The following is a 20,432-nucleotide window of genomic DNA, read 5'->3' as shown; positions in this document are numbered from 1 at the left end:
GCGCCTGCGTGGTGCGGGCAATGACCTCGGCGAGGGTGGTTTTGCCCGTTCCGGGCGGGCCGTAGAAAATCAGTGAGGTCAGTCGATCGGCCTCGATGGCCCGCCGCAGCAGCCGCCCCGGACCGATGATGTGCTGCTGCCCGGCAAACTCCTCCAGCGTCTGGGGGCGCAGGCGCGCCGCTAGGGGCTCGGATCGGGCACTCATGGCGCTTCGGCTAGCGCCCTAGGCTGCGTCTGCCGCGGCAGGTAGAGTGAGTGGCGCGGGCAGCCGCGCTGTGTCAGGCCCAGACAGCTAAGCGGCCCGGCCGCCTGCAGCAGCGCCGTTACCTGCCGGTCGCGGCCGTTGAGGTCCCCGCGGTTGCCCCAAGCAACGACAGTGGGGGCGGCGCGGCGGTGGCTGGCTGCCAGGTAAGCATCGTTATTTGGCCCTACCGGCGAGCGCACCCAGTGCAACCGCTCGGGGTGGGGGCTGCTGTAGGCAAACAGGTTGGTGACCTCGAGCGCGCCGTAGCCCCAATCCCGGGCAAACTGCAGGCAGCGCCGGATGGTGGGGTTGTCGCGCTCGGCATTGGCGGTGCTGGGGTTAAGCATGATCACGTGCAGGCGCGGCTGCCTCTCGTCCCAGGCGCGCTCCAACCAGTAGCGGTACGCCCCGCTGGCGTCCCAGGTCGCCGCTCGCCGCATGCGCTTAGGGTCCTGCGCGAAGTGCCCTTACGCTAACAACAGCGGAGCCGCCGCGATCGCGCGGTACGATAGCAAGCAAAGGCGTGCCGAGTTCTAGGGGTCACCATGGCCATGACGCTAGCGGCGTTCAAGCAGCTCACCGAGTGCCCGAGCTCGCTGCCCAAGCCGCTGCAGGCGCTCTGGTACGACCGGCAAGGCGACTGGGACACGGCCCATCAAATCGTCCAGAACGCTCCTGGGGCCGATAACGCCTGGGTGCACGCCCACCTGCACCGCGAGGAAGGGGATCTGGGCAACGCTCGCTTCTGGTACGGCCGCAGCGGCCGGTCCATGAGCCAAGCCAGCCTGGAGCAAGAGTGGGAGCAAATCGCCGGCGCCCTGCTCGATAAGGTGCCCACGCCAACGGCCTAACCGCACCCGAGCTGCCATGGATGCCGCTCGGCGCGTTAAGCTCAGCAAGCACCTGCGGCACCGCCCCGAGCGCTCCGGTGCCTGGAAGCGCGCATTCGCGAGGCAGGCTTGCCCCCCATGGGCCGCAACTACGTCCACCTCAGCGCCGAGCAGGCCGCGGCCCAGCGCGTCGGCGCCCGGCGCGGGCAGCTCGAGCTAGCCTCTGCCTATGACTGCCCTATGCTTGACCACCAACCCGGGCCTCGAGAGCGTCGTTGCGGCAGAGTGGCGCGAGCGAGCCCAGGCAGCGGGCTGCCCGCCCGCGACCCCCGAGTGCCGGCCGCTGGGCATTGACGGGCAAGTGGCGATCGCCAGCGAAGCCCCCACCCGCCCCCTGGCTGCCCTGGCGGGGCAGATGCGCACCATCTACCACGTCATGCGGCACTGCCACCAGTTTGAGCTGCCCGCCACCGAGCCGCTGGCGGCCATCCGGCAGCAGCTGCTGCAGCTGACCATCCCCGAGATGCAGGCGGCCGAGCGCTTTCGCATCACCACCCAGCGCAGCGGCGATCACGCCTTTAGCAGCATGGACGTGCAGCGCGAGGCGGGCGCAGCCCTGGTGGAGCGCTACGGCAAGACCGTGGATTTGGAGCACTACGACACCGAAATCCGCGTGGATGCCTTTGATCGCGTCTGCCTGGTGAGCGTGCAACTGACGCGCTCGCCGCTGGATCGGCGCCATCCCCAGCTGTACGCCCCGCGGGTGGCGCTCAAAACCGTGGTGGCGCACGCCATGCTGCGCTTGAGCGGGCTGGCGGCGCCGCAAGGGCGGCTGCTGGATCCCTGCTGCGGCTCGGGGACCCTGCTGCTGGAAGCCGCCCAGCTGATGCCGGCGTGGCGCTGCTACGGCAGTGATCGCGATGCCCGCTGCGTGGCCGGCGCGCGCCAGAACCTGGAAGCGGCTGGGGTGGCCGAGCGCTGCCCCCTGCAGCAGCTGGATGCGCGGGATTTGGCGCGCCACTTCCCGCCGCAGGGCTTCGAGGCCATCGTCACCAACCCGCCCTGGGGCATCCGCCTGGGGCGCAAGATCGATCTGGTGGGGTTCTACCGCAAGTTGCTGACCGGGGCCTGGACGGTTTTGGTGCCGGGCGGGCGGCTGACGCTGCTGGTGGGGCGCAAGCGCGCGGCCTTCAACCGCCTGTTGGACCAGTTGGGCCTGTTTGAGGTCCGCCATGCCCGCGCCATCGAGACCAACGATGTCCACCCGATGCTGTTCGTGCTGGAGCGCCGCGATCGCCCATAGCTAGCGGCGATGGGAGCCGCGGTGGGTCCCTTGGCGCATTGGGAGCAACACGGGCAAGAGCGCGATCGCGGCAAGCAGGCTCAGTGCAAGCCCAAACGGCCACAGCTTACCGCCCTGCAGGGCCCGCTCGCCGGTGGCACCCAGCCAACTGCCCGCGATCGTTCCGGGCAGAATGCCCAGAACCGTGCCCAGCGTATAGGTAATCCAGTGGATGGGAGTGAGCCCGAATAGGTAGTTGGCGAGGTTGAACGGAACCAGCGGCAGAAAGCGTATGCCGATGGTAAACCGCAGGGGCATGTGCCGTACCGCTCGCTCGAAGCGGGCCATGGCCGCATCGCGCCTCGCGCGTTGCAGCGCCCGCTCGGGCAGCACGTAGCGGGCGAGTCCGAAAGCGGCCAGTGCGCCTGAGGTCACGCCCAGCAGCGAAAGCAGCGTTCCCCCCACCGGGCCGTACATCACCCCGCTGCCGATGGTGAGCGCGATGCCGGGCACTCCGGCCACGGTCAGGACGGCGTAGGCCAGCGGAATAGCAGGACCGGATAGGGCGCCGTACTGCTGCAGCTGCGCGACGACGAACTCGGGCTCGAGCGCTGCCCGCAGCGGGCCGAGCGAGATTGCCGTCAGCGCTGCCAGCAGCGCGAATCCGATCCAAGCCCGGTACCCCAGCCGCGCGGGGAACCGCCGCCGGAGCGCAAACAACTTCGGGCGCCGTAGCCGTCGCAATCGCCGTATCGCCCTAAGAACGCCTTCGCCGAGGCGCGCGATCTGCTGGGACGCTCCCAGTTTAGCGGCGGCGGGCTAGCGCCACTGTCGCGCCGAGCGAGACGAACTCGAGCGCTGCTTTTGGGGGCCCTTGCGCAGCTGCCTCCGGATGCGCTGCAACTTCGCCTCGATGGCGTCGGCATCCATGACCTCGGGCTGGAACTCGTTGCCGCCGTACCACTCCAGAAACTCGTCCCGATCGGGGTGGTTGGGATCGCTCACGGCTTCCAGAAAAGCCTCGAATCCCGGGGGGCCGCCAATGTCTTCCGGGGGTGCCCGCCGGGCGCCATCGACCAAAACGGGGTACTCGGTGCCGGCCTCGGGCGTTAGGGCTTGCTCAATGGCGAGCCCGTGCACCCACTCGTCGCCCAAGTCGTAAACGTAGGCAAATTGCTCGACGCCGCGCTGGAGTAGCTGGTTCAGGCGGAGGTTGGCGCTGCTGTAGAGGCGATCGCCGCCCAAAGTCTCGCCGGCTTCCTCGGGCGGGGCGTAGCGGCAGCCGTCAACCTCAAACTGGTACAGGTGGCAATCTTGCCAGTCGAAAATAGCCTGAATGACGCCGTGCAGGCGGTGCAGCGTCAAGTCGCTCGGGACCTGCACCCGGCGCCAGATGGCCGGTTCCAGCTCGACCAGGGCGATATAAAGCTGGACGACTTGCTCGGGGGAACCTGCCATTTCGCCAGCGCGAGAGCGCGTTGCTGCCAGCATCCTAGCAAGGCCGGTGCGGGCAGATGGAACGGGATCCTTGGGGGATGGGCCCTACACCGCACTAACCTTCGGCGCGTGGACGCCAAGCAACTGGCAAGCCGCCATGGCAAATCGGGCCGATCGCGAGCAATTCCTGCAAGCCTTGCAAGCGCTGGGATGGGCGAGGGAGATGCCGCGCCCGGTCGCGCAATTGAATGAGCAGTTCGCCGATTCGCAGTGCCCGGAGCAGAAGATCCGGTCCAACCTGGCCAGCCTCGGATACGATGCTGATGCGGAGGTGAACCCGTGATTCCGCTTCTCGAACGCCATCGAGAGCAACTGGCTGAGTTGTGCCGGCGATACCACGTCGCCCAGCTGGAAGTCTTCGGCTCCGCCGCTGAGGGCGAGGCCGACGCTGATGCGCGCGATATCGACCTGCTGGTCGAGTTCGCCGATGCGCCCAATATGGGCCCGGCCGATCGGTACTTTGGCTTGCTGGCCGAATTGCAAACCCTACTGAACCGGCCCGTCGACCTCGTCTGCGCCGACGCTATGCGGAACCCCTACTTCATCCGCGAGGTTAACCGCAGCCGGAGCCCGCTCTATGCCGCATAGCTCTGCCAAGCTTTTGCAGGACATCCTCGACGCCGGCCGGGCTAGCCGCCAGTTCGTCGCCGATCGCACCCTGGCCGATTATCGCGACGATCTGATGCTCCGCTCTGCCGTCGAGCGCCAGTTCGAGATTGTCGGCGAGGCCATGAATCGCCTCGATCGGCTCGACCCCGATAGGCTCCAGCGCATCGAAGGCCACCAGAAGATCGTTGCTTTTCGCAACATCATTGTCCACGGCTACGACGCGCTAGACAATGCCATCGTCTGGCAAGTCATCACCGACTATCTGCCCACGCTGCTAGCCCAGGCCGAGCAACTGCTGCAGGAGGTGGAGGCTGACAGCCAATGATTCGCGCTCGACACACAGCCAAGCCCATCCCCTGTGTTATTCGCCAAGGAGAGGACAGTGGTTCCTTCGCCGAATCGCAGCGGCTAGAGCAGAAAATCCGGTCCAACCTGGCCAGCCTCGGGCACGATGCTGATGCGGAGGTAAACCCGCGATCGCGCTGCTCGAACGCCATCGCGAGCAACTGGCCGAGTTGTGCCAGCGATATCGCATCGCTCGGCTGCAAGTCTTCGGTTCTGCAGCCGAGCGCCAGGCCGACGCTGATGCGCGCGATATCGACCTACTGGCCGAGTTCGCCGATGTGCCAAACATAGGTCCGGTCGAATCGGAGCAAAATAGCCTCGTCCAGCACTCGGTCGGTACTAAAGGGCGGCGCTTCGCGCCATTGCGACTGGCACTCCTAGCACCGGCTTACTGAGCCGACGAGGCGATCGGCTGCGGGGCGCTGCCGTTGAGGTAGAGCACCTGGGTGGGGTAGGCAAATTCGATGCCGCGCGCGTCGAAAGCCTGCTTGAGCGCGAGGTTGATCTGCTGCTGGGCGTCCATGTAGGCGCCGTAGTCGCTGCTGGTGAGGTAGTAGACCGTCTCGAACGTCAGGCTGAAGTCGCCGTAGGCTTTGAAGTGGCAGCGCTCGAAGCGGACGTTGTCGGTTTGCGCCAGGATCTGCTGCATGAGCTCAGGGATCTCGCGCAGGCGCTCCAGCGGCGTTTCGTAGGTAACGCCGATGCTAAAGGCAATGCAGCGCTCCTCCATGCGCCGGTAGTTCTGGATGCGCGAGCTGAGCAAATCGGTATTGGCCATGACCAGCTCTTCGCCGCCCAAGCTGCGCAAGCGCGTGGTCTTGATGCCAATGCGCTCTACCGTGCCGATCGCCTCGCCCACAATAATGAAATCGCCCAGCTGAAACGGGCGATCCAGCAGGATGGAGACGTAGGCAAACAGGTCCTGCAGCACGCCCTGGGCCGCCAGCGCGATCGCCAGGCCCCCCACGCCCAACCCGGCGACCAGCGCCGAGACATTGAGGCCCAAATTGGCCAGCAAAAAGATGGCGCCCACCACCCACAGCAGCCCGCGCAAGACCGGAACGGCCGTATCCAGCAGCTGCTGCCGGCCGGCATCGGTCTCGCCGGTGGCCCAGTAGGTGCGCAGCAAGCCATCCAGCAGGCTGACGATAGCGTCGATGCCCCAAAAGGTCACCGCCACTAGCGCAATAACATCGATCGCCCGCGCCAGCGCCGGGTGCAGCGCCAGGCTGCGGACCGCCAAATACAGCACGCCCACATAGCCCAGCGGCAGCAGTGCGCGCCGCAGCGGGCGCCGCAAGGCCTGCTCGAAGGGCAAACCCGCTCGCGCCGCCCACCGGCTCAGCCCGCCCAGCACCGGGCCGCGCACCAGCCAATTGAGCGCCAGGAGGCCAACGACCGCAACCGCCAGCACCAGCAGGTAATCGGCAATGCGGTTGCCCAGGACTTGGGCTTGCAGTGCCTCAGGGAGCATGGCGACCTCTCAAGCGGCCCGTGCGGTTACCGCCGGCGATGCTACCAAATCGGGCCAGCTGGCGCTCCCGGCGGCGCCGCAACGTCGCATAATGGGAGCCACGATGGCCGGGCAAGAATAGCGCCGATGGCAGACAACCGCAGGAGCCAAACCGTCACCCAGGGGATGCAGCGCACGCCCAACCGGGCCATGCTGCGCGCCACGGGCTTTGGTGATCGCGACTTTGACAAGCCCATTGTGGGGGTGGCCAACGGCCACAGCACCGTCACCCCCTGCAACATGGGGCTCAACGCCCTGGCCGAGCGGGCGCAAGCCGGCATTGCCGCTGCCAACGGTATGCCCCAGACCTTCGGCACCATCACCGTCAGCGACGGCATCTCCATGGGGACCCCCGGCATGAAGTACTCGCTGGTCTCGCGCGAGGTCATTGCCGACTCCATCGAGACCGTCTGCCGCGCCCAGAGCATGGATGGCGTGCTCGCCATTGGGGCCTGCGACAAAAACATGCCCGGGGCCATGCTGGCCATCGCGCGCCTCAACATCCCGGCCATTTTTGTCTACGGCGGCACCATCAAGCCCGGGCACTACAACGGCGAGGACCTGACCATCGTCAGCGCTTTTGAGGCAGTGGGCAAGCACAGCGCCGGCCGCATCGATGGCGAGGAGCTAGCGGCCATCGAGCGCAACGCCTGCCCCGGCGCCGGGGCCTGCGGCGGCATGTTTACCGCCAACACCATGTCCTCGGCCATTGAGGCCATGGGGCTGAGCCTGCCCTACTCCTCCACCATGGCGGCCGAGGATGCCGAGAAAGCCGACAGCGCCGAGCGCGCCGCCCGCACCCTCTGCCACGCCATCGAGCAGCAAATCCTGCCCAGCCAGCTGCTGACGCGCAAGGCCTTTGAGAACGCCATCGCGCTGGTGATGGCGGTGGGCGGCTCCACCAACGCCGTGCTGCACCTGCTGGCGATTGCGCGGACCGCCGGGGTCGAGCTCACCATCGACGACTTCGAGACCATCCGCCGGCAAGTCCCGGTGCTGTGCGACCTCAAGCCCTCGGGGCGCTACGTCATCACCGAGCTGCACCAGGTGGGTGGCGCGCCGCAGGTGATGAAAATGCTGCTGGCGCGCGGGCTGTTCCACGGCGATGCGCTCACCATCACCGGCGAGACCATGGACCAGGTCCTGGCCGATGTTCCCGAGGCGCCGCCGGCGGACCAGGCCATCATCCGTCCCTGGTCGCAGTGCCTCTACCCGCAGGGACATCTGGCTGTGCTCAAAGGCAACCTGGCCCCCGAGGGCGCGGTGGCCAAAGTCAGCGGCATCAAGCAGCGCCAGATTGCGGGCCCGGCGCGCCCGTTCGATTCGGAGGAAGCTTGCCTGGAGGCCATCCTGGCCGGCGACATCCAGGCCGGCGATATTGTCGTCATCCGCTACGAAGGGCCCAAGGGCGGCCCGGGCATGCGCGAGATGCTGGCCCCCACCTCGGCCATCATCGGGGCCGGGCTGGGCGATGCCGTGGGCCTGATCACCGACGGGCGCTTCTCCGGCGGCACCTACGGCATGGTGGTGGGCCACGTCGCCCCCGAGGCGGCGGTAGGCGGCCCCATCGGCCTGGTGGAGCCCGGCGATCGCATCGCCATCGATGCCGACACCCAAACCCTGCAGCTGCAGGTCTCGGATGCGGAGCTGGAGCGCCGCCGCGCCCAGTGGCAGCCGCCGCAACAGGACGGCGTGGGCGGCGTGCTGGCCAAATACGCCCGGCTGGCCAGCTCCAGCAGCCAGGGGGCCATCACCGAGGTGTGAGCGAGGCAGCCATGAGCGCCTGGAGCGATCACTTGAGCGCGGCGTTTGCCTACGCCCACCACTCCACCGCGACCAGCGGCGCAAGGGGAGCGACATTCCCTACATCGCCCACCTGATGGCGGTCGCCAGCCTGGCGCTGGAGTACGGCGCCAGCGAGGACGACGCGATCCCGGCGCTGCTGCACGATGCCGTCGAGGACCAGGGCGGCGAGCCCACCCTGACCGCCATTCGCGAGCGCTTTGGCGAGGGGGTAGCCGCCACCGTCGCCGCCTGCACCGACTCGCTCGCCACCGGCGGCGACCCGGCCCGGGACTGGCAGCAGCGCAAGCAGGCCTTTGTCGCCCGCATCCCCCACGAGCCGGCCTCGGCCCAGCTGGTGAGCGCCTGCGACAAGCTCCACAACGCCGGCTCGCTGCTGCGCGACTACCGGCAGCAGGGGGAGGCGCTCTGGGACCGCTTCCGCGAGCGCAAGACGGGGACGCTGTGGTACTACCGCGCCCTGACCGATGCCTTATGCCCGCGCGGGGGCCATTCCGGCGCCGCTGCAGGCGGAGCTGGAGGCCACCGTGTCGGCGCTGGAGCAAGCCAGCGCCTAGCCGGTGCGCGCCACCGTCAGCCCGCTCCAGTTCAGCCAGTCCCGGCGGTGCCGGATGCGCCACCCGTGCTGGGCCAGCGCGTCGCGCACCCGCGGCACTTGCTCGCCCAGGATGCCGCTGAGCGCGCCCCAGGTGCCGGCGTGGGCGATCGCATCCAGCTCTGGCAGCAGCTCGATGATGGTGGGGGCCAGGATGTTGCAGGCAATGCCGTCGGCCGGCGCGGCTATGAGCGAGCGCAGCTGCGCCACGCTGCCCTGGGCCACGCGCAGGCGCTCGGGGGCAAGGCCGTTGGCATCGCGATTGGCCTGGGTGGCATTGGCCGCAATCGCGTCGGTATCCACCGCGCAGGCGGACTCGGCCCCCAGCAGCAGGGCCGCAATGGCCAGGATCCCCGAGCCGCAGCCCACATCGGCAAGGGTGCGGCCGCGCAGGTCCTGCTGCTCCAGCAGCTCCAGCGCCAGCTGCGTGGTGGGATGAATGCCCGTGCCAAAAGCTACCCCCGGATCCAGCCGCAGCACAATGCGCTCGGTGGGGGGGGGATCCTGCCACGCGGGGCAAACTAGCAAGCGCTCGCCCACGGCTTGCGGCGCCCAGTACTGCTTCCAGTCGCTGGCCCAGTCCGCCTCGGCCAGCGGCTGCCAGCTCAGCTCCGGCGGCGCCAGATCCAGCGCGGCGGCATCCTGCTGCAGCTGGTGGGTCAGGGCCACCAAATCGCCCTCGCTGGCGTCCGCTTGGGGCAGGTAGGCGCGCACGCACTGCCGCTGCCCCTCGGCCTCGGTGGCCGTGCCGCTGCAGCCCCAGGCCGTCAGCCGCCAGAACGCGCTTTCTTCAAACGCCGGATCGCCGCGCAGCCGGATCTCCCACCAGGCCATGGCCGCGCCTAGAGCTTGACCGTGTAGGCGTCGCTGACCCCCGAGACCTTGGTGATCTCATCCAGCAGGCCTTCCGGCAGCGGGTCGTCGATGCTCAGCACCATAACCGCATCGCCGCGCACGATCTTGCGCCCCACCTGCATGCTGGCGATGTTGACGTTGAAGCTGCCCAACAGCGAGCCGATCTGGCCGATGATGCCGGGCATGTCCCGATGGACCGTAAACAGCATGTAGTTGCTGGGCGGCACGCTCACGGGGAAGCCGTCAATGTTGGTAATGCGGACCTCGCGATCGCTGAGCAGCGCGCCGGTGACCGAGTGATCGCCCTGCGCGCCCCGCGCCTCCAGCCGCAGCGAGCCGGCGTAGTCGTGGGAGGATTCGTCCTTAGTCTCGACCACGCGAATGCCGCGCTCTTTGGCCTCAATGTTGGCGTTGACGTAGTTGACCCGCTCTTGCAGCGCCGGGGTGAGCAGCCCCTTGAGCGCGGCCGTGACGATGGGCTGGCTGCGGTCCTCGGCAATCTCGCCCTCCATGCGCACGTTGAGCAGATCCAGGCGGCCGCCGGCCCGCTGGCCCACCAGCTTGCCCAGGGTCTCGGCCAGGTCCATGTAGGGCTTGATTTTTTCGATGACATCGGGGCTGAGCCCGGGGATGTTGACCGCCGAGCGCGCCGGCAGCCCCAGCAGCACGTCGCGGATCTGCTCAGCCACATCAACGGCCACGTTGGTCTGGGCTTCCTCGGTGGAGGCCCCCAGGTGCGGGGTGAGCACCACTTTGCCTGCCAAATCCCGCAGCGGCGAATCCGCCAGCGGCTCGCTATCGAAGACATCCAGCGCCGCCCCCGCGATGCGATCGTTGCGCAGGGCCTCGGCCAAATCGGCCTCGTTGACGATGCCGCCGCGCGAGCAGTTGATGATGCGGGCGTGGTCTTTCATCTTGCCCAGGGTCTGGGCATCGATGAGGTTGGCGGTTTCGTCGGTTTTGGGGACATGCAGGGTGATGTAGTCCGACTCGGCGAACAAAAACTCCAGATCCACCAGGCGGCACCCCAGCTGCTCGGCGCGCTCGGCAGAGATGAAGGGGTCGTAGCCCAGCAGCCGCATCCCCATGGCCCGCGCCACGTGGGCAACGTGGGCCCCAATTTTGCCCAGGCCCACCACGCCCAGGGTCTTTTTGTAGATCTCGGAGCCCACAAAGCGCTTGCGCTCCCATTCGTGCGCCATGACGGACTGGTGGGCCTCGGGGATGTGGCGCGAGAGCGCCATCATCATGGCCAGGGTGTGCTCGGCCGCCGCCACCGTGTTGCCCTCGGGGGAGTTGACCACCATGACGCCGCGGCGCGTGGCAGCCTCAACGTCAATGTTGTCCACGCCCACGCCAGCGCGGCCCACGATTTTGAGCTGGGTACCGGCATCGAGGATGGCTGCGGTGACCTGGGTGCCGGAGCGCACCATGAGGGCGTCGTAGTCGGGGATGAGCTGGACGAGCTCGTCTTCGGACAGGCCGGTTTTGCAATCGACTTGCGCCACCTGCGACAGGACATCAAGCCCGGACTGGTCGACGCTATCGGAAACGAGCACCTTGGACATGGGCATCAAACATTGAAATCGGCTTGCGCGGGCGGCGCGGGCGACCCCGTTCGTGACGGGCACTGCGCCATTCTCCCACCTTGGGCGGATGCTGGCAGAACGGCCGGCGGCGGCTGCGCGGGCGCGCGAATTGCTACGCTAACAATTATTGCGCCCCATGCGAAGCGCTGCCAGCGCGCCCATGAGCTACCTGATTGCCGTTCTACCCAGCCGGGTCAAAGCCGAGGAAGCCTACGTTGCCCTGGAAAAAGCCGGCCTCCCCACCGAGCAGCTCGCCATTGTGGGCCAGGGCTATCAGAGTGCCGACGAGTTCGGCCTGATTGACCCCAACGAGCCCGCCAAGCGCCAAATCCGGCTGATGGCGCTGTGGCTGGTGCCGTTTGGGTTTGTGGCGGGGGCCACCTTCAACGCCCTCACCGAGATTACGATTTGGGCGCAAGCGGGCGCGCTGGGTAACCGGGTGCTGGGCGGGATGTTGGGCGTGATCGCGGGCGCCATGGGGGCGTTTGTCGCCGGTGGCGGCGCCGGCCTCCTCATCGGCGGTGGCGATGCCCTGCCCTACCGCAACCGCCTCAACGAAGGCAAGTACCTGGTGGTGGTGCGCGGCTCGCAGGCGGCCAGCGAGCAGGCCCGGCGCGTGCTGCAACCGCTGGAGCCGGAGAACTTGCAAGGCTATACCGAACCCGCCTCGTGACGGCCGGTATGCTACCACGCGAGGAACTGCTGCACGGGTCCCAGTGGCCCGATTCGTTGGCGCAGGCGCTGGATGGGGCCGAGCGGGCGCTCAAGATCTGGGAGGTCAGCGTCACGGACTTTCTCTCGCCGCCGGCGTGCGCCGAGATCCAGCAGCGGTTGGAGCGCCTCAGCGACATTCAGACCCTGGCGCGCGGCGGCTTTGCCCAAGCCGAGCGGCAGCGGTTGGGCATCGCCCGCGCCCAAGTTCCGCTGGATGCGGCCCAGGTGCCGCTGGCGGCGCTGGATCTGGGGGGCAACTTCCTGTTCGATACCGCCACCCACCGCGACTTTTTAGAGGCCATTCTGGGGGCCGGCGTCGCGCGCGAGCAAGTGGGCGACATTCTGGTGCTGGGCGAGGGTGGCGCCCAGGTGGTGCTGGCGCCCGAGGGGGTGCCGGTTTTGGAGGCCGAGCTGGGCTACGTGCGATCAGTGCCGGTCAAGGTGCGCCCCATTGGACTAGATGAGCTCAAGGTGCGCCCGCTCCAAACCAAGGAACTGACGGCGGTGGAGCCCTCGCTACGCCTGGATGCGGTAGCATCGGCCGGGTTTGGCCTCTCGCGCCGCAAAACCGCCGCCGCGATCGAGCGGGGCGAGGTCCGCCTCAACTGGCGCGAGGTCACCCAGCCCAGCCAGGCAGTCAGCCCGGGCGATGCGATCGCGCTGCAGGGTAAGGGTCGAGTTGTGGTGGGCGAGGTCTCTACGACTAAAAAGGGCCGCTACCGCATTGCCCTAACGCGCTACCGATGATGAATCGAGTGACTGAGCTACCTCAAAGGGGCCGCACCCGGAGGGTGCGGTGAAACTCGAGTAAGGCAAAGAGGAAAGTGACCGTGAGTGCTTCAAAGGGGCCACGCCCATAGCTAGGCGTGGAGGCGCTTGACTGGTGTAGCCGGAAGCGTCCCCAGCTAAGATTTGCTTCAATAGGGCCGCTGCTATACGGAGCGGAATCGACTCTGACTTAGGCAGATAGAGTTTTATCTAGCTTTTCAGCTATCCCTTAAAGCCGTCAAATCGTCGCTAGGCTCTCTGCATTTAGAGTCGTCAAATCATATTTAGGGACGCTAAAGCTACAGGTTGACGGCCAAACTGCAGCAAAATAGGTTAGTAACGGCTTTGGGAGGCAGCCCAAAGCCGTCGAACTCGATGGAGTCGATATGGAATTGTACCTCAAGGCTACCCCTAGTGAGGGGGCGGAGCTCGAGCTGCAGCTGCATTACCAGGCCCCGCCCTCTGAGGAGTTGCAAGCGTTCAAAGCGGAACTAGCCGGCGAGCGCGAAGCACGCCAGTGCCTCGAGGATCGCCTCAGCAATTGCTGGGAAAAGCTGCGCGCGTGCCAGGCGGCTGCCGATCCGCTTTCTGCGGATGGGGACGCGCTTTGCAATTCGTGGGAGCGCTCTAATGAGCGACTTTGATAGCTGGTTTCGCCGCATAACAGGCAACGAGCGCTTCCCTTACCAGCACCGGCTGGCCACGGCACCAGCGCTGCCTTACCTGCTGGATGTCCCCACCGGTGCTGGCAAGACGGCAGCTGCCATCCTGGCTTGGCTCTGGCGCCGCCGCTATGCCGCGCCTGAAACTCGCGCGCGAACGCCCCGGCGGCTGGTCTACTGCCTGCCCATGCGCACGCTGGTCGAGCAGACTTATCGGGCGGCTGAGCGGTGGTTAAAGGCTGCCGGGCTGCGCGACGAGGTGGGCTTGTATCTGCTGATGGGTGACTCTGTCGCCAACCACTGGGATCTCGAGCCCGAGCGCGACAGCATCCTCATTGGCACTCAGGACCAGCTCATTAGCCGCGCCCTCAACCGCGGCTAATGAGCCGCTACCGCTGGCCGGTGCATTTTGCCCTGCTCAACAATGACTGCCTCTGGGTTATGGATGAAACCCAGCTTATGGGGATTGGGTTGCTCACCACCGCCCAGCTGCAGTGGTTCCGCCACAGCTTCCAAACTTACGGCCCCACGCATTCGCTGTGGATGAGCGCAACGCTGGAGCCCGAACGGCTGCAGACGGTAGATTGCGATACCGATCTGGGGCCAGCCGAGTCGCTCAATGCTGATGACCTGCAGAACGAGCGGCTCGGCGCCCTCGTTAGCGCTCGCAAACCGCTTGCCCAAGCCCAGGTCACTTGCCCGGTCCAGGCCAACGCCCAACGCCGGTACACCCGCGATCTGGCAGCAGAGGTAGCTCAAGTTCACGTGCCAGGGTCGCTAGCGCTGGTGGTTTGCAACCGCGTGGGCCGGGCGCAGCAGGTGTATCAGGCCCTGCAAAAGCAGGATGCCGTCAGTCCCGCCGAGCTGCACCTACTGCACTCGCGCTTTCGGGCGGCGGAGCGCCAGGCGCTCAATGAGCAATTGCTAGGGGAGGAGAGCCCCGCTCCCACGGGGGTCTGGGTGGCGACCCAGGCGGTTGAGGCCGGCGTGGATATCTCGGCCGATCGCTTGTTTACCGAGCTGCCGCCCTGGTCATCGTTCGTGCAGCGGGTGGGGCGTTGCAACCGCCAGGGCACTCAGAACGAGACGGCCGCCGTTTACTGGATTGATGTTGAGGACAAAGCTTCAGCCCCCTACAACGCCCAGGAACTGGCGGAGGGGCGCCGATTGCTACAGCAGCTGACCGAGCAATTTGGCGATGCCGGTCCTGAAAGCTTGGGGCAGGCCAAGACAGCCCTCGAGCCGCTGCAGAGTGCGGTGGAAGGGCTCATTCCGCGCCAGCACGACTTGCTGCAGCTATTCGAGACGGCAACGGACCTGGCCGGTCACGACATCGACATCTCGCCGTTCGTGCGCAACACCGAGGACAGCGACGTTGCCATTGCCTGGCGCAACTGGGAGGACGAAGGCAAGCCCCCGCCTAGCGATCCCACCCGCGCCGACAACAGGGAAGCCCTGCAGTCGGCAGAGCTCTGCCGCGTTCCCATTGGCCAAGCGCGCGAGTTGGTCAAAAAACGCTCTGCTTGGCGCTGGAATGCCATGCAGGGCGAGTGGCAGCGCGCCAACCCGGCCGATCTCTACCCCGGTCTGTCACTGCTGATGGCTTGCTCGTCAGGGGGCTATTCCTCAGAGTTGGGCTTTACGGGCGGCAAGGAGAAACCCGAGCCCGTCTCGCTCGAGACGCTCCTAACCGCCGATCGCGACAGCGGCGATGCGCCCAGCCAGGGCGCCAAGCAGTTCGTCACGCTCCGGCAGCACGCGCAGGATGTCTGCGAGCAGGCCCAACGCTTGTGCGATGCGTTGGCCGCCCTCGATCTGCCCGAGCAGGCCGTAACGCGCGCTGCCCGCTGGCACGATGCCGGCAAGGCCCATCCCCACTTCCAGGCAATGCTGACCCACCAGCGCCCCGATCGCAATTGGACCGACTTTTGGGCCAAATCGGACCACCAGCGGGGCGAGAACCAGTACGCCATGCCCTCCGACCGCCGCGGGTTCCGCCACGAGCTCGCCAGCGCGCTGCTGGCACTCCAGCAGGATGGTGACTTCCTAGTGGCCTACCTGGTGGCCTGCCACCACGGCAAGGTCCGCACGGCCATCCAGCCGCGCCCCAACGAACGGCCGCCGCCAAGCAAAGCTGCCCGATTGCACACTCTCCGACAGTATGCTTTGAACCCCAAAGATCGAGGTATTGAGGAGCCGCCCCCAGACGAGACAGCCGAGCGGTATGCCCTGGGCATTCACGAAGGTGACTGGGTGCTGGGCAAACCGTTCCCGGTGCTGGATCTGGGCGACGGCCTGCGCGTGCCGCCGCAAGCGCTCTCGCTCGCTTGCATGGAGCTGGGCGAGAGCGAGATGGGTCCTTCGTGGGCGGCACAGGCTGGCAAGCTGTTTTCGCCGGCGGGGTACGGGCCATTCCGGCTGGCATTTTTGGAAACCTTGGTCCGCGTCGCTGACTGGCACGGCTCGGCCCAGGGCGGCTGCACCCCACAGGTGGAGAACTGATGCCCGACATTGCCCTACCCGGCTGCAAGACCCAGCCCCTGTCTGACTACCTCAAAGGTTTGGGCGTTTTTCGCCTGCTGGCCGAGCAGCAGGACCCCCAGGCCCGGGCGTTCTGGCAGGACCGCGCGTTGGTCGTTCGCACCCAGCTCGAGCGCCCGGATTTAGAGCAGTTCCTACTCCACCACTACCGCCCAACCCCACTGATTGCACCTTGGAATGGCAGCAGTGGTTTCTATCCCAAAGACAACAAAAAGACACTGGCTGCCTTTGAGGGGGCGGCAACCGAGCGGTTGCAGGGCTACCAACGCGCCATTGCCGCGGCGCGCGAGCAGGTAGCGGCCCTAGGCCTAACTGCCAAGCCCAACCAGGCGCAAAAAGAGCGGTTGCTGGTGCATCTGCGCGCCAACCTGCCCTATGAGGCTGTCCCCTGGCTCGATACCTGCGTGGCAATCTCGGACTCGGACGATGCCACTGGGGTGTCGTTGAACTTTCCGCGCCTGATGGGCACGGGGGGCAACGACGGCAACTTCGATTTCAGCCGTACCTTCCAGCAGCAGCTGCTGTTACTGCTCGATCCGGACTCGGGTGAGCCCACGGCCGAAGCGGAGGCGCTCCTACCGCCGGCGCTGTTCGACACCGTCCGACCGGCTACGCTGTTTGCCGGCAAGATCGGCCAGTTCAATCCCATTGCAGCTGGGGGTGCCAACGCTGCCCCCGGCTTCCAAGCCGGCGCGCGGGTCAACCCGTGGGACTACGTGCTGATGGTGGAAGGAGCGTTGCTGTTCAACGCCAGCGCCACGCGCCGTTACGAGCGCGCCCAAGCGGGCAGTGCTGCTTACCCGTTTATGGTGAATCTGTCCAATGTGGGCTATGGCAGTGCGACCGAGCAGGAGCAAGCCACGGCTCGAGCTGAGCTATGGGTGCCAACTTGGTCCCAACCTGCCGAGCTGCTGGAATTGCGATCACTGTTTGCCGAGGGCCGGGCCAAGGTGGGGCAGCGGGCCACCCGGACGGGGGTCGATTTTGCCCGCGCTATTGCCACGCTAGGCGTCAGCCGCGGCCTGGAGGCCTTCGAGCGCTACAGCTTTCAGCAGCGCAACGGCCTATCCTACTTTGCCGTGCCGCTAGGCCAGTTCCGGACGCGCCAGCGCCCATCAGTCAATCAGTTGGTTGAGCTCGATGGCTGGTTGCAGCAGCTTCAGCGCCATCGCAGCAGTGCCCCAGCCTCAGTGCGGCGCGCGCAGCGGCAGCTCGAGACCGCCATTGTTGCTCTCAGCCAAGGCAAAACAACGCTGCTGGCCGTGCTGGTTGCCCTCGGTCAGCTGGATGGGGTCCTCTCGAATGCCCGTCGCAGCTTTGCACTCCCCAACGCGATCACGCCTCTAAGACCGCTGAACGCAACTTGGCTGGATGCGTGCTACCAGCAAACCGCGCCGGCTGAGGCCACAGAGTTCCGACTGGCACATGCCCTCGCCGGTAAGTCCCTGCGCCAGCGGCTGACTCTGGCGCGGCCGCCCGAGCCGCAAGCGCGCTTCTGGCACTGGATGGAGCAGAACGACGGTAAGACCACCTGGCAGGCTGGATCCCTAGCTGACAATTTGGTAGCGCTCCTGCAGCGCGAGGCCATTGAAGCCGAGCAACAAGCAGCGGGAACGGCCAGCGCGTTCGAGCCCAAGCCGCCGTTTGCCTCACCCAGCGACATCGCCCGCTGGATTGACGGCCAAACCAACGACGCCCGGTTGACGGCGATCGCGCGGGGGCTTTCCCTAATCGACCTGCCGCGCCGTTACTTCCGGCCCGACCGAGCGGAGGTAGCGCAGGCCTCGGCGCTGCCGGCCACTTACGCGCTTGCGGCCCCCGTCCACCGCCACGTGCTCGATCGCCAAAACGAGCTAACGCTGCCGCGCGTGCCGCAGCTACTGGCACGCCTGGCAGCTGGCGATAGCGCAACGGCTACCCGGCTGGCAGGGCAGCGCTTGCACGCCAGCGGCTTGCGTCCGGCCGTCCGCCAAGCCTACGAGCCGCCCGAGCGCACCCACCGGATTGCGGCGGCGCTGGCCTTTCCGCTGTCGGAAGGCAGCATCCAGAACGTTTTGCAACGCGTACAACGACCGCCCGAGGAAGAACAGGAGGAACCGGCCTGATGGATCTGAGCCCGCTCAAAACCGAACCGCGTTTGCTGATCGAGGCCGATCTGGCCCCGCTGCAAGGGCATACCTTCCAACCCACGGGTTTCCCCGACTTGGGCGCTGCGACCTACCAACTGCCTGATGGCACCGAAATGCTGCTGTTGGAATCAGCCCAGAGCGTGGCCAACCGGCTGGAGAACGCAGCTTGGGACGAAGCGGCCGAGGAAGTCGTGGAACCGCTGCGCGGCATTCCCTACGTCGCCGTCGAGCGCGACGGTCGGGTGTTGACCAACTCGCTGCTGGAAGCCCACCGGCTCAACTCAGCCTACATCCTCAGTACAAGCTTTTTTGACCAGCTGCAGCAAGAGCTCAACGCGCTCGATGATGGCCCGGTCAACTTCCAGCAGCTGGCCCGCGTGCTGGCCAAATACGACCTCAACTGCTTGCTGCACGGCGTCTTTCTGGCCAACAGCAAGTTAGCAGGCGGTCGGTTCAAGCTCTCGCGCGCCCTATCTGGGTTCGAGGCCTACAACGCCGAATTCGTCCCGGCCGGCGGCGTTAAAAACGACCGCGTCGATCCCTCGGGTAAGGAACGAGGCGGTGCCCAGCAGGGGGGTGGCAACATCCCTTACCACCGCGACTACTACACGGCCGAGGCCATCACAGCCTATTTCAACCTCGACCTGAGCCAAATTCGGGGCTATCGCTTGGGCGAGGCCATCGAAGATCTGCTCGTTGCGCTGGCGCTGTGGAAGATCCAGTGCTTTTTGCAACAGGGACTGCGCTTGCGGACGGCCTGCGACCTGCAGTGCAAGCAAGTCACGGTGACGCGCCCCGAGGGCTATACCTTACCGGAGCGGTCCGAGCTGGAAGCGGCACTGCCGTCGCTGGTGCAGCAGGCAGCTCCCTACTTTGCCGATCCCCCGGTTACCCGCGTGAGTGCAAAGTCCGGTTCATGAGCGTCACGCTTGCCATCCGGTTTTTAGCCGGCCAGTTCCACGCCACGCCCTGGAACCACCAAGTCAACGAGGGCGTTGTGGAGTGGCCGCCAGCGTCCTGGCGCCTGCTGCGAACGCTGGTCGCCGTTGCCCACCGCATGCCTGAGCCGCCCCAGCGGGCTTTGCTGGGTGGCTTGGTGGCCAAGCTGGCAACCGCGCTCCCGGCCTACCAGCTCCCACCAACGCAGTCAGCCCACACGCGGCACTACATGCCGCTGGTCAGCGAGGGGGAATGGACCACCACCCAGGTGCTCGATACGTTCCGGGTCATGGCCAAAGGGGCAGCCATGCATGTTTGCTGGCCGGAGCTCGTGCTGGATGCCACCGAGCGCAGCTTGCTGGCGCAGCTGTGCGAGCGGGTCAATTACTTGGGCCGCGCCGAGTCCTGGGCCGAGATGAAGCTGCTGGAGGAAGCGGTTGGCGAGTACCATGCCGTGCCCCGCGAGCGCGCGCCCGAGAGCAGCGACGGAGACACGATTGAGGTCCTAGCGCCGCTGACACCGGAAGGAATGGAAGGTTTTCAGGCGGCGGTTGAGGCCATGCCGCGCCCCAAAGGCAAAAAGCGCAAGTGGCGCGTGCCCACCGACGTGCTCTCGGCACTCGAGGTGGATGTGGGCGAGCTGCATGCGCAAGGTTGGAGCGGCGTGCCCGGCGCGCGTTGGGTGTCCTACTCGGTGGCGGAGCCGGCGCCTCGGCGATCGCCTGCATCGCGGCATGCAGTTAAGGTAGCGCCTAACTTTGCCCGCTACGCGCTGGCAGCCAACGTGTTGCCCAGCCTCAAAGAGGCGGTATCGCTAGGGGAGCGCTTTCGGACCAGCTTGATGAGCCGCAGTGATGGGGCTTTTGTCTTTGCCGGGCGGGAGGCCAATGGCGAAAAATCCCAGAGCAACCACCGGCACGCTTGGTACCTGCCCGAAGATACGGACGGTGACGGCCGCATCGACCATGTGGCCGTCTACGCGGCGCAAGGCTTCTGCCACGAGACCGAGCGCCGGGCGTTGCAACACCTGTCCCAAGTCTGGGGGCGCGAGGGCTTTGACATCCAGACGGTCCTCGTTGCGCTGGGCCAAGCCCATGACTATGGCGCCAATTTGAGCGCTCCGGGCGCCACTGAGGGCCGCTCGCCGGCGGTAGGCACCAGCCGTCTTTGGCAAAGCCTGACGCCCGTGGTGCTGCCGCGGCATCCCAAGAAAAGGCGCGGCGTTTGGGTGGAGACGCCCGAAGCGCAGGTCAGACGCATGCTGGCGCAGTTGGGCAAAGACGAGCCGGTGGCAGTACGTCCCATTGAGCATGGGAAGGCTGTGGGCCATTACCCCTGGTACGCGTTCCAGCGCGATCGCTCCCAAGGGCACGGGTCGCAGGGGCCGCGGCGCGGCTACGGCTTTGAGCTGGCGTTCGAGCGGCCGCAGCAGGGCCCCATTGCCCTCGGCTACGCGGCCCACTTTGGCCTGGGAACGTTCAGACCGGTCGCGGAGCGAACGTAGGCGGGGCAAGCTG

21 protein-coding genes and 1 pseudogene are annotated in these 20,432 nt (G+C 66.6%); 15 read left to right on the top strand and 7 right to left on the bottom strand.

Features of this window, described 5'->3' with window-relative positions:
* Positions 1-205 (bottom strand): AAA family ATPase (locus tag BRC58_10290; protein ID PSP16115.1); only part of this gene is annotated, 205 nt, incomplete at its 3' end.
* Positions 202-684, bottom strand: coding sequence for a hypothetical protein (locus BRC58_10285; protein ID PSP16114.1), 483 nt, complete (start codon positions 682-684; stop codon positions 202-204). The genes BRC58_10285 and BRC58_10290, both read right to left, overlap by 4 nt.
* Positions 685-795: 111 nt before the next feature.
* Here BRC58_10285 and BRC58_10280 point away from each other — a divergent pair, with 111 nt between their 5' ends.
* Together BRC58_10280 and BRC58_10275 are read left to right on the top strand one after the other, a co-directional pair.
* Positions 796-1,095, top strand: coding sequence for a hypothetical protein (locus BRC58_10280; GenBank protein ID PSP16119.1), 300 nt, complete (start codon positions 796-798; stop codon positions 1,093-1,095).
* Positions 1,096-1,303: 208 nt separating this feature from the next.
* The gene (locus BRC58_10275; protein PSP16113.1) at positions 1,304-2,377 is read left to right on the top strand and encodes an SAM-dependent methyltransferase; all 1,074 of its coding nucleotides are present in this window, start codon (positions 1,304-1,306) and stop codon (positions 2,375-2,377) included.
* Here BRC58_10275 and BRC58_10270 read toward each other — a convergent pair whose 3' ends face one another.
* Both BRC58_10270 and BRC58_10265 read right to left on the bottom strand, forming a co-directional pair.
* Positions 2,378-2,833: a TVP38/TMEM64 family protein gene (locus tag BRC58_10270; GenBank protein ID PSP16118.1), complete on the bottom strand. Its 456-nt coding sequence runs from the start codon at positions 2,831-2,833 to the stop codon at positions 2,378-2,380.
* Between the two features lie 342 nt (positions 2,834-3,175).
* Entirely contained in the window at positions 3,176-3,847 is a 672-nt protein-coding gene (locus tag BRC58_10265) for a plasmid pRiA4b ORF-3 family protein (protein PSP16112.1), read from the bottom strand.
* A gap of 103 nt (positions 3,848-3,950) precedes the next feature.
* Between BRC58_10265 and BRC58_10260 the strand changes: the two genes are divergently transcribed.
* The 4 genes from BRC58_10260 (at position 3,951) to BRC58_10245 (ending at position 5,202) form a co-directional block, all read left to right on the top strand.
* The gene (locus BRC58_10260) at positions 3,951-4,136 is read left to right on the top strand and encodes a hypothetical protein (protein ID PSP16111.1); all 186 of its coding nucleotides are present in this window, start codon (positions 3,951-3,953) and stop codon (positions 4,134-4,136) included.
* Positions 4,136-4,441, top strand: a complete 306-nt coding sequence (locus tag BRC58_10255) for a DNA polymerase subunit beta (protein PSP16117.1) — start codon at positions 4,136-4,138, stop codon at positions 4,439-4,441. The genes BRC58_10260 and BRC58_10255 overlap by 1 nt, the downstream gene beginning before the upstream one ends.
* Entirely contained in the window at positions 4,431-4,787 is a 357-nt protein-coding gene (locus BRC58_10250; GenBank protein PSP16110.1) for a hypothetical protein, read from the top strand. Before BRC58_10255 ends, BRC58_10250 begins: the two co-directional genes overlap by 11 nt.
* A gap of 190 nt (positions 4,788-4,977) precedes the next feature.
* Positions 4,978-5,202, top strand: a complete 225-nt coding sequence (locus BRC58_10245; protein ID PSP16109.1) for a hypothetical protein — start codon at positions 4,978-4,980, stop codon at positions 5,200-5,202.
* Here the strand turns inward: BRC58_10245 and BRC58_10240 are convergent.
* On the bottom strand, positions 5,196-6,281 hold the full coding sequence (locus BRC58_10240; GenBank protein ID PSP16108.1) for a mechanosensitive ion channel protein MscS: 1,086 nt from the start codon (positions 6,279-6,281) through the stop codon (positions 5,196-5,198). The genes BRC58_10245 and BRC58_10240 overlap by 7 nt on opposite strands.
* A 126-nt stretch (positions 6,282-6,407) precedes the next feature.
* Between BRC58_10240 and ilvD the strand changes: the two genes are divergently transcribed.
* Positions 6,408-8,084, top strand: a complete 1,677-nt coding sequence (ilvD, locus tag BRC58_10235) for a dihydroxy-acid dehydratase (protein ID PSP16107.1) — start codon at positions 6,408-6,410, stop codon at positions 8,082-8,084.
* A gap of 19 nt (positions 8,085-8,103) precedes the next feature.
* Positions 8,104-8,680 (top strand): annotated as a pseudogene (locus tag BRC58_10230) (phosphohydrolase).
* Here BRC58_10230 and prmA read toward each other — a convergent pair.
* Together prmA and BRC58_10220 are read right to left on the bottom strand one after the other, a co-directional pair.
* Positions 8,677-9,552, bottom strand: coding sequence for a 50S ribosomal protein L11 methyltransferase (prmA, locus tag BRC58_10225; protein PSP16106.1), 876 nt, complete (start codon positions 9,550-9,552; stop codon positions 8,677-8,679). The pseudogene BRC58_10230 and the gene prmA sit on opposite strands and share 4 nt — an antisense overlap.
* An 8-nt stretch (positions 9,553-9,560) precedes the next feature.
* Positions 9,561-11,141, bottom strand: a complete 1,581-nt coding sequence (locus BRC58_10220) for a phosphoglycerate dehydrogenase (protein ID PSP16105.1) — start codon at positions 11,139-11,141, stop codon at positions 9,561-9,563.
* A gap of 181 nt (positions 11,142-11,322) precedes the next feature.
* Between BRC58_10220 and BRC58_10215 the strand changes: the two genes are divergently transcribed.
* The 7 genes from BRC58_10215 to cas5u6u all read left to right on the top strand — a co-directional run bounded on the left by BRC58_10215 (position 11,323) and on the right by cas5u6u (position 20,419).
* Positions 11,323-11,835, top strand: a complete 513-nt coding sequence (locus BRC58_10215) for a hypothetical protein (GenBank protein ID PSP16104.1) — start codon at positions 11,323-11,325, stop codon at positions 11,833-11,835.
* An 8-nt stretch (positions 11,836-11,843) separates the two neighbouring features.
* Positions 11,844-12,623 (top strand): photosystem II S4 domain protein, encoded by a 780-nt coding sequence (locus tag BRC58_10210; GenBank protein ID PSP16103.1) that lies wholly within the window; start codon positions 11,844-11,846, stop codon positions 12,621-12,623.
* A 615-nt stretch (positions 12,624-13,238) separates the two neighbouring features.
* Positions 13,239-13,688, top strand: coding sequence for a hypothetical protein (locus BRC58_10205; protein ID PSP16102.1), 450 nt, complete (start codon positions 13,239-13,241; stop codon positions 13,686-13,688).
* The gene (locus BRC58_10200; protein ID PSP16101.1) at positions 13,688-15,808 is read left to right on the top strand and encodes a CRISPR-associated endonuclease Cas3''; all 2,121 of its coding nucleotides are present in this window, start codon (positions 13,688-13,690) and stop codon (positions 15,806-15,808) included. Before BRC58_10205 ends, BRC58_10200 begins: the two co-directional genes overlap by 1 nt.
* Positions 15,808-17,952, top strand: coding sequence for a type I-U CRISPR-associated protein Csx17 (gene csx17, locus BRC58_10195; protein ID PSP16100.1), 2,145 nt, complete (start codon positions 15,808-15,810; stop codon positions 17,950-17,952). The genes BRC58_10200 and csx17 overlap by 1 nt, the downstream gene beginning before the upstream one ends.
* Positions 17,952-18,896: a type I-U CRISPR-associated protein Cas7 gene (gene cas7u, locus BRC58_10190; protein ID PSP16099.1), complete on the top strand. Its 945-nt coding sequence runs from the start codon at positions 17,952-17,954 to the stop codon at positions 18,894-18,896. The genes csx17 and cas7u overlap by 1 nt, the downstream gene beginning before the upstream one ends.
* Entirely contained in the window at positions 18,893-20,419 is a 1,527-nt protein-coding gene (cas5u6u, locus tag BRC58_10185; GenBank protein PSP16098.1) for a type I-U CRISPR-associated protein Cas5/Cas6, read from the top strand. Before cas7u ends, cas5u6u begins: the two co-directional genes overlap by 4 nt.
* Positions 20,420-20,432: the final 13 nt, after the last annotated feature.

The organism is Cyanobacteria bacterium QS_8_64_29 (assembly GCA_003022125.1).
In the GTDB taxonomy this organism is placed as follows: Bacteria; Cyanobacteriota; Cyanobacteriia; order Cyanobacteriales; family Rubidibacteraceae; genus QS-8-64-29.
This window is presented reverse-complemented; position numbering and strand designations above follow the sequence as displayed.